The sequence below is a fragment of the Burkholderiales bacterium genome, assembly GCA_013695435.1.
Lineage (GTDB): Bacteria > Pseudomonadota > Gammaproteobacteria > Burkholderiales > JACMKV01 > JACMKV01.
Window position 1 is genome coordinate 21,963 of sequence record JACDAM010000049.1, and the last position, 8,963, is coordinate 30,925.

At 58.2% G+C, this 8,963-nt stretch carries 7 protein-coding genes; 5 read left to right on the forward strand and 2 right to left on the reverse strand.

The features are described 5' to 3' along the window. The first annotated feature begins 29 nt into the window (after positions 1–29). Positions 30–215, forward strand: coding sequence for a hypothetical protein (locus H0V78_02730; GenBank protein ID MBA2350723.1), 186 nt, complete (start codon positions 30–32; stop codon positions 213–215). A gap of 89 nt (positions 216–304) precedes the next feature. On the opposite strand, the gene H0V78_02735 is transcribed toward H0V78_02730, so the two are convergent. Further along, entirely contained in the window at positions 305–748 is a 444-nt protein-coding gene (locus H0V78_02735) for a DUF721 domain-containing protein (protein ID MBA2350724.1), read from the reverse strand. Positions 749–948: 200 nt separating this feature from the next. Here H0V78_02735 and H0V78_02740 point away from each other — a divergent pair, with 200 nt between their 5' ends. The 3 genes from H0V78_02740 to H0V78_02750 all read left to right on the forward strand — a co-directional run bounded on the left by H0V78_02740 (position 949) and on the right by H0V78_02750 (position 5,823). Next, positions 949–1,872, forward strand: a complete 924-nt coding sequence (locus H0V78_02740; protein ID MBA2350725.1) for a M23 family metallopeptidase — start codon at positions 949–951, stop codon at positions 1,870–1,872. A 205-nt stretch (positions 1,873–2,077) separates the two neighbouring features. Beyond that, positions 2,078–4,900 (forward strand): preprotein translocase subunit SecA, encoded by a 2,823-nt coding sequence (secA, locus tag H0V78_02745; GenBank protein MBA2350726.1) that lies wholly within the window; start codon positions 2,078–2,080, stop codon positions 4,898–4,900. Between the two features lie 377 nt (positions 4,901–5,277). Then, a complete protein-coding gene (locus H0V78_02750; GenBank protein MBA2350727.1) occupies positions 5,278–5,823 on the forward strand; it encodes a hypothetical protein in 546 nt (181 codons plus the stop codon). A 65-nt stretch (positions 5,824–5,888) separates the two neighbouring features. On the opposite strand, the gene H0V78_02755 is transcribed toward H0V78_02750, so the two are convergent. Further along, a complete protein-coding gene (locus H0V78_02755) occupies positions 5,889–7,079 on the reverse strand; it encodes an acetyl-CoA C-acyltransferase family protein (GenBank protein ID MBA2350728.1) in 1,191 nt (396 codons plus the stop codon). Positions 7,080–7,467: 388 nt separating this feature from the next. Between H0V78_02755 and H0V78_02760 the strand changes: the two genes are divergently transcribed. Continuing rightward, positions 7,468–8,268: a hypothetical protein gene (locus H0V78_02760; GenBank protein MBA2350729.1), complete on the forward strand. Its 801-nt coding sequence runs from the start codon at positions 7,468–7,470 to the stop codon at positions 8,266–8,268. Positions 8,269–8,963: the final 695 nt, after the last annotated feature.

The following is an 8,963-nucleotide window of genomic DNA, read 5'->3' on the forward strand; positions in this document are numbered from 1 at the left end:
CGGAAAACTCCGGGCGGGTAAGTTACCGCATGATCCTGATCAGGCTAGTCGTCTTTCTGGCGCTCTCGGCGATCGCAATGTCTATCGGCTTCTACCTGTTCAAGAAAGATCGCCGATATCTGGTTTTCGCGTGGCAGGTGTTCAAATTCAGCGTCGTCGTTTTGTTCGTGTTCCTGACGTTTTACGCGCTGGAACGCCTGGTGCTGGTCTTATAGCCCGCCAAGCTCTCGCCCGATAAGCTCTGAATGAAGACCTCACCCCGTCCTTCCCGTTTCCGCGAGAATGGCAACCTGATCCGACGTCCCTAACGCCGACGCCGTTGCCGTTCGATCAATACGCGCAACGCTGCCTTCAGCGGCATGTCGTCCAGGTTTGCGGCGTACCGTTCGAGATGGCTCAAACCCTCCCCATTCAGCACCGCCCGCTTTGGCAGTGGTGCGGCATCGTGGCGCGGACGCACTCGTACCTCGATCCGCGCTACCTCCGGCACATGGCCGGCGCGGTGCAAGCGAGCCAGTAGTGACGGCGCCGATTGCTTCAGTTTGGCTGCCGTCACACCTGTATCGGCGAACAAGAAAAGCACGTCGTTTTTCAAATGGCTGACCTTGCATTGCGCGCCCGCAGCTAGATCGATGTTGCATATCGCGTGTTGCAGAGCGAGCAGGCGGCAGGCTTGTTCGCGCGGCGCGCGCAGCGCGTTTGCCGTATCCAGAAAATAACGTGCCGATCGCGGTCCCTGCCATTTCATTCGGCACGCTCCTGATACGGTGCCCGGACCGGGCACGCTTTGCCAAAAATTGTCCTGCGGCACCCCAGAAAACCGCCGGGAAAACCGGAACTCAGCGCAGTCTCAAGGACATACGAGGACCCTGCCAATAGGCATAGGTTTTGCGCTTGTTTGCTATTCGCACGACATGGCCGGGCGCCATGCTTCGTCGGGGGGCGAAGATGAATATTATTCTGGTTTCCGGCAGGCTGGCAAAAACTCGAACGATTACGATCAACAGATTCCAGATCGCGCTGATTGCGGGTTTCCTGGCAGTGTCGATTCTCGCAGCAATCGGGTCTATCTACTATTATCTACCATCAATACCGTTCGATCTCAATCGGCCGCGGCCGCTGCTCGGTCAATCGCAGCCGGAGGCCCTACCCGAGGGTAATGCACGCGCGCAATCGCATCTGCGCGAAAACCTCAGCGCCATGGCGGCCAGGGTCGGGCAGATGCAGGCGCGCCTGCTCAGGCTCGACAGTCTGGGCGAGAGGCTGGCCAAAGCCGCCGGGATCAGGCCGCAGGACGTCCAACTCGAAGAGGATCCGGGTCGCGGCGGCGCCCTTTCCAGCATTCCGCAACAGGACTTTTCGATCGAGGAATTAAATTCGCAGCTCGATACGCTCGCGCGCCAGGTCGACGAACGCTACGAAACATTGGGAATGATCGAATCGATTACGCGCATGGAGCAGGTCAAGCGCAAGCTCGTACCGTCTGCCAAGCCGGTCGCGGGCGCCTGGCATTCATCGTCATTCGGATGGCGCGTCGATCCATTCACCGGACGCAAGGCGATGCACGAGGGAATCGACTTCGTCGCCAGCGCGGGAACCCCGATTTTCGCCGCTGCCGGCGGCACGGTCGTCTACGCGGCCCGCCACCCCCAGTATGGTAATATGGTCGACATCAGCCACGGCAATGATCTCGTCAGCCGTTATGCTCATGCATCGCGGTTGCTGGTCAAGGTTGGCGATATCGTGCAAAGCGGCGCCAGGATTGCGGAAGTCGGCAGCACCGGCCGATCGACCGGTGCGCACCTGCATTTTGAAGTGCATCTCAAGGGTGTCCCGCAAAACCCCGCGCGTTTCCTGCAAATGCCCGGTTAGCTCCGCTTCCGTCCGGACCACATCGGTTTGGACTTCGTTTGAACTAAAGGGGTGGGGCAGTCTGCCCGCCCCTTTTTGATTTAACATACTGCGCAAAAAGCTGTCTCAGACCTGATCGACCCCGGCTTGCGCCTCGCTGGCCCGTTTCTGCGACGCTGCTGATTCGGGTTCCCTGTTGTTCCGGCTCCGAAAGGATGTTCGCGTAATGCTACAAAATGTGCTCAGGAAAGTATTCGGCAGCCGCAATGAGCGGCTGCTGAAGCAATATGGCCGCAGCGTCAAGGCGATAAACGTACTTGAGCCGGCGATGCAGGCGCTAAGCGACGAAGCTTTGGCGGCAAAGACCGGCGAGTTCAGGAACCGGATCAAGGAGCGCCTCGCGCAAATCCCGGATAACGCGAACGGCGATGCCGAGCGCGCCGAGCAACTGCGCAACGAGCGCAACGATGCGCTGAAGGACACCCTGGCAGATCTGCTTCCCGAAGCGTTCGCGGTCGTTCGCGAGGCCGGCAAACGCGTGCTCGGCATGCGTCACTTCGATGTGCAACTTATCGGCGGCATGGTATTGCACGACGGCAAGATCGCCGAGATGCGCACCGGCGAAGGCAAGACGCTGGTCGCAACCTTGCCGGCCTACCTGAACGCGCTCGGCGGACGCGGCGTGCACGTCGTCACGGTCAACGATTACCTCGCCAGGCGCGACGCCGAATGGATGGGCCGCATCTACAACTTTCTCGGATTGACTGTGGGCGTGAATCTGTCGCAGATGGCGCACGACGACAAGCAGCAGAATTACTCGGCCGATATCACCTATGGCACCAACAACGAATTCGGTTTCGATTACCTGCGCGACAACATGGTCTACCAGACCAGCGAGCGCGTGCAGCGCGCCCTCGCTTATGCAATCGTCGACGAGGTCGATTCGATTCTGATCGACGAGGCGCGCACGCCGCTGATCATTTCCGGCCAGGCGGAAGACAACACCGAGCTGTACTACCGCATGCAGGATCTGGCGCCGAAGCTGACGCTACAGGCCGCGGAAGACGGCCCCGGCGACTACAGTGTCGACGAAAAAGCGCATCAGGTATTGCTGACCGAAGCGGGTCACGAGCACGCCGAAGAGATATTGACGACGGCTGGCTTGTTGCCCGAAGGCGGCAGCCTGTACGACGCGGCGAACATCAACCTCGTGCATCATCTGTATGCCGCACTGCGCGCCAACTCGCTGTTTCACCGCGATCAGCAGTACGTCGTGCAGAACAACGAAGTCATCATCGTGGACGAATTCACCGGTCGCCTGATGGCGGGGCGGCGTTGGTCGGATGGGCTGCACCAGGCAGTCGAAGCCAAGGAAAAGGTCAAGATCCAGAAAGAGAATCAAACGCTGGCGTCGATCACCTTCCAGAATTATTTCCGCATGTACAAGAAGCTGGCCGGCATGACAGGAACCGCCGACACCGAGGCTTACGAATTCCAGCAGATCTACAACCTGGAAACGGTCGTGATCCCGACCCATCATACGATGATCCGCGAAGACCGCATGGATCAGGTGTTCCGCACGGTGAAAGAAAAATACCGCGCCATCATTATCGACATCGAGGATTGCCAGAAACGCGGCCAGCCGGTGCTGGTCGGCACCACCTCGATCGAAAATTCGGAATTGCTGTCGGGCTTGCTGAAGGAAGAAAACATCGCGCATCGCGTGCTGAACGCGAAACAGCACGCGTTCGAAGCCGAGATCGTCGCGCAAGCCGGACGGCCGGGGACGGTAACGATCGCGACCAACATGGCGGGCCGCGGTACTGACATCGTGCTCGGCGGCAATCCTGAACCCGAGATCAACAGCGTGCGCGCCGATGCGCAACTTGACGAGGGCGCGAAAACCGCGCGCAGCGCCGACATCCGCAGTCACTGGCAGAAACTGCACGAGGAAGTCGTCGCGGCCGGCGGCCTGCACATCGTCGGTACCGAGCGCCATGAGTCGCGCCGCGTCGATAACCAGTTGCGCGGCCGTTCAGGACGCCAGGGCGATCCTGGTTCGAGCCGCTTCTACCTGTCGCTCGAAGATCCGCTGCTGCGCATCTTCGCATCGGATCGCGTGTCGGCGATCATGGGGCGGCTCAATATGCCGGAAGGCGAGGCCATCGAACATCCGTGGGTGACGCGCGCGATCGAAAATGCGCAACGCAAGGTCGAGGCGCGCAACTTCGATATCCGCAAGCAGTTGCTCGAATACGACGATGTGTCGAACGACCAGCGCCGCGTGATCTACCAGCAGCGCAACGAGCTGCTCGAATCGACCGATATTTCATCGACCATCCGCGCCATGCGCGAATCGGTCGTGGCCGCTGTTGTTGCCCAGCACGTGCCGCCGGAAAGCCTGGAAGAGCAATGGGATGTTGCCGCTCTGGAAACGGCGCTTGCCGCCGACTTCAATCTGCGCGTTCCGGTCAAGGACTGGTTGCGTGAAGAGTCCGAGCTAACCGAGGAAACCGTTCGCGAGCGCGCGATCAAAGCCGCCAACGACGAATACGACGCCAAGCTCGCGCTGATCAGCCCGGCCGCCATGCATCAGTACGAGCGGGCGGTCATGCTGCAAAGCCTCGATTCACACTGGCGCGAGCATCTGGCGGCGCTCGACCATCTGCGCCAGGGCATCCATCTGCGCGGCTATGCGCAAAAAAATCCGAAGCAGGAATACAAGCGCGAAGCCTTCGAGCTATTCGCGAGTCTGCTCGAACTGGTCAAGGCGGAAGTGACCAAAATCATCATCACGGTGCAGATCAGGACCGAGCAGGCCGCCGAAGTGGTCGAGGCGGCGGTCGAAGAAGCGCAGCAACCCGCGGTCGCAAACGTGCAATACCGCCACGCCGATTACGACGAGGCGCTAGGAGCGGTCGAAGACAACCAGGCGCGCGAGGAGAAACCTCAACCGATCAGGCGCGACGGCCAGAAGATCGGCCGCAACGATCCTTGCCCGTGCGGCTCAGGCAGGAAATACAAGCAGTGCCACGGCAAGCTCAGTTAGAGGGGACATCAATGCGATCGGAGCAGGATAAATGCCGGATCGCAATTATCTCGGCTGTCTTTATCTGCCTTGTGGGCTGTGCTTCTAAAGATACCGATCAAGATGATGTGCAGCGCTTCTTCGCTAAGCACAAAAGTGGGGGCTCCCCAGACTACGCCGTGATAAAAAATGGCACAGATCACCTCATCACCATTCACGGTTACGCTGACGATCTGAGCGTTTGTATGGAGCTGATCAAGCCGTATAACAAGGATCCGTCGTTATCTACCCTCCCAGGCAGTTATTCGTGCGTACCACTCAATCACTAGTCTTCAACAATTCATTCGAGCCGAAGCCTTCCGCGGCTCGGCTTAATTCAGGCGTTAGGCCTCACGCGTATGAATCGTCTGCTCGCGTTCTATTCCGGAAGTCATCCAGATGATCGCGGTCGTCTCCTCGCCGATATCGTGCGCCAGGATGATCCGTGGCTGGAGGTAACACACGACTATATCCAGTGGCTTTTTCCATTGCGGGAAACAAGCCGGGTTGTTCCTTCAGCACCGGTAATCGACCGCGAGGTTGTCGCTGCTTTCCGCGGAGACGACCTGCTGCAATCCCATTTGCGAGCGAGCTTTCTGCGGATGCTCGCTTTCTTTGGTCTATCCCGTCGAAACGGGGCCATCGTCAAGGGTTCGAACTGGGCCGAACGAAAGCACAACTGGTTCACGCAAGGAACACACAACAACCTGCGTATCACACGCATTCTGAAGAGTCTTTCCACGCTAGGCTTGCGCCAGGACGCGGAAGACTTCCTGGCTTGCCTCGAGGAATTGCGCGATTCAGAGCGGGACTGTGGTATCGACGAGATCGCGTACCGGTATTGGCGTTTTGCGCTGCAAGTTGATGGGCACGCTGAGGAACCAGTAAAAGGCCCGCGCCTTTAGACCTTGATAGCGGTCGAAATACGCGGACTTTTACGTGACAGGTGAGCAGGGGCCCGGTTGACTGCCTATATCCGCTCGAACATCGCCGCAATGCCCTGACCGCCACCGATACACATGGTAACCAGCGCGTAACGACCGCCGGTGCGCTCGAGTTCGTGCATCGCTTTCACGGTCAGGATGCAACCGGTTGCGCCTATCGGATGTCCGAGTGCGATCGCGCCGCCATTCGGGTTCACTTTCTTGCCATCGAGCCCCAGCTCTTTCGATACACCCATTGCCTGCGCGGCGAAGGCTTCATTCGATTCGATCACGTCGATGTCTTTGAGCTGTATGCCGGTCTTTTTCAGTAGTTTCTGCACGGCGCTGACCGGGCCCAGCCCCATGATTTTCGGATCGATGCCGGCGTGGGCGTAACCCAGCAGCCGCATCCTTGGCTTCAAACCTTTTTTCTCGGCAGCGCCGCGTTCCATCAGCACAACGGCGGCCGCCGCATCGTTGATGCCCGAAGCATTGCCGGCCGTGACCGTGCCGTTCTCTTTCTGGAATACCGCGCGCAGTTTGGCCATGCCTTCGATTGTCGATTCGCCGCGCACGTGTTCGTCGCTATCGAAAAAAGTCGAGCCTTTTTTGCTCTTGATTTCGATCGGCAGGATCTGATCCTTGAAGTAGCCTTTTTCCTGCGCCTGCGCCGCGCGCTTATGGCTTTCCACCGCGAATGCGTCCTGCTCTTCGCGCTTCAACCCGCATTTAGCGGCGACATTTTCGGCGGTGATGCCCATGTGGATGGTATCGAACGGATCGGTCAAAGCGCCGACCATCATATCGACCGTGGTGCCGCTGTTCATGCGCTGACCCCAGCGCAGGTTCGGCAGCAGATAACCGCCGCGGCTCATGGACTCGGCACCCCCGGCGACCGCGCAATCGGTATCGCCGAGCATGATGTGCTGCGACGCGCTGACGATCGCCTGCATGCCGCTGCCGCACAGGCGGTTCAAGGTCAGAGCCGGCGTTTCATGCGGCAGGCCGCCATTGACGCAGGCGACGCGGGCGAGATACATGTCCCGCGTCTCGGTGTGGATGACGTTGCCCATGACGCAATGACCGACATCTTTCGGGTCGATCTTGGCGCGCGAAACGGCTTCGCGAATCACCTTCGCCGCAAGATCGGCCGGTGCAAAATCTTTCAGGCTGCCGCCGTAATCACCGATTGCGGTGCGTACGCCACTCAATACCACGACTTCGCGTGCTTCACTCATACTTATTCTCCTGATTGGGAATTAACAAGGGCCGGCTGAACAGCCAATAGAGATTTTACGCCCTGAGAGGCGGGCGGTCGAATCGCCGGCGGATTGGGGGGCGGAGAATGGCCGCGAGGCGTCAGCGGCGCTATAGGAAATTGCGAAGTTTGTTGCCGCGATTGCGCCTGAATTGTCAGCCGGTACGGCCACGACCAATTGGTATGGATGACGAAATCATGGGGCAACATTGGTTCGCCCTGGCCGAGCACTATATTTTTATGCTTAATTCATATAGTGTATTTGCCGTTGACCGATTCAACAAAAAAAACACATAGGGAGCGAAAAAATGAGCTTGTTGCGAGGGACGCTAGCACGGTTGGTCGAACACGGGCCGGGGGAAATTCTCATGTATGCAACGGGCCGGTTCGATCCGGTACGCCGCGCCGCGCGTTTCGCCAACAGCTTCACGCGCAGAAGATCGAGCTTCGATCTTACGCAGACGTTATTTCCGCAACTCGACGTAGAGGAGGCGCTGTCGAGCGTAAATCGCGATGCCCTGTACCCGGATGTCAACCTGCCATTCAGCTCTGTTAAAAACATTCTGGGCCATGCCGAAAATACCCAATGTTTTGCCTATCTGAGAAATACCCGTCAGAAACGTTATTTCCACTATCGTGACCATGAGAAAGCCGAAGCGGATATCGGTCAGACCGTGCTCATGGGCGGGTACGACGACCCGGCATCGCAATGCGCGGCGATTGCCGAAATCCAGAACGATCCCAAACTTCTGGAAATTGCGTCGCGTTATTTGAACGGCGATCCGCGCCTGATCATGCCGCTACTCTGGTGGAGTTTTCCGAAGCAAACTAGCATCGAGGACCGTCTGAAAGCGAAGCAAACGGTGCTATTCCATTTCGACCTGCACGCGTATACATATATATACTTCAATTTCTACATCACCGAAGTCGACGTAACGGCCGGCCCGCATGTTGTCGTGCTAGGCAGCCATAAAGGCAAGAAACTTTCCCATTTGCTCGGCTCCGCGAACCAGTCCGATGAAAACATCATCCGGCATTACGGTCAGGAAAACATCGCGACCATATGCGGCAAGGCGGGCTTCGGATTCATAGAGGATTCCTTTTGCTATCACAAGGCAACCGCGCCGACCCGCAAAAGTCGTCTGATGCTGCAAATACGGATGTCGTGAAGCGGGTCGATCCAGCGGCGGCGCCGTAATTCATCGAATCCGGCAAGCATCAAGGGCCGCCCCCGATGACCGCCTCACCATTGCCGAGGTTGCTGCCGCGCGGTATTCCGAATCGCTGTTGCAGTTCTTCGCGATAAACGCCGGCGCCGCGGTACGCCGGTCGAGAGAGCGTCTCCAACCTCCCTTGATCGGGGCAAGAGCGAACCCGTTCGCGAACCGCGCCGGCGGTGTCAGTCGAAATACGGAAGCGGGGAAGTTCTGCTGGAAGTTGCCCCCAATGCTATGAGGTTTTAGATCAACGATGGCGCGCTCGATGGACGCCCGTCGGGATTTTGATCGGCGGAGGTGGCTGGCCTCAATGAATCGAACAATCTCACAAAAAAACCACAATTGGCACACCGAAGTCTCACAATAGGTTTCGTAAGGTATCGGTCTGGTCGCCACGTCAGGTACGAAGGGAAAGCAGCGATCCAAAGGTCGGCGCGCTCTTTCATGCCTTAATTAACCCCGTTGCTCAAGACTTCGAAAGGAGAAGAAGAACATGTTCGGGAAAGCGCTAAAAGCAGCGCTTGCTGCTCCCAGAAAGACCCGGAATTGGCTGACTTCCTATCATCACAAACACAGAAGCTACGATGACGATAACATGGCGTACCCTTGGCTGAATTCGATTTTCTTCGATATCGTCAGTGCCGGGG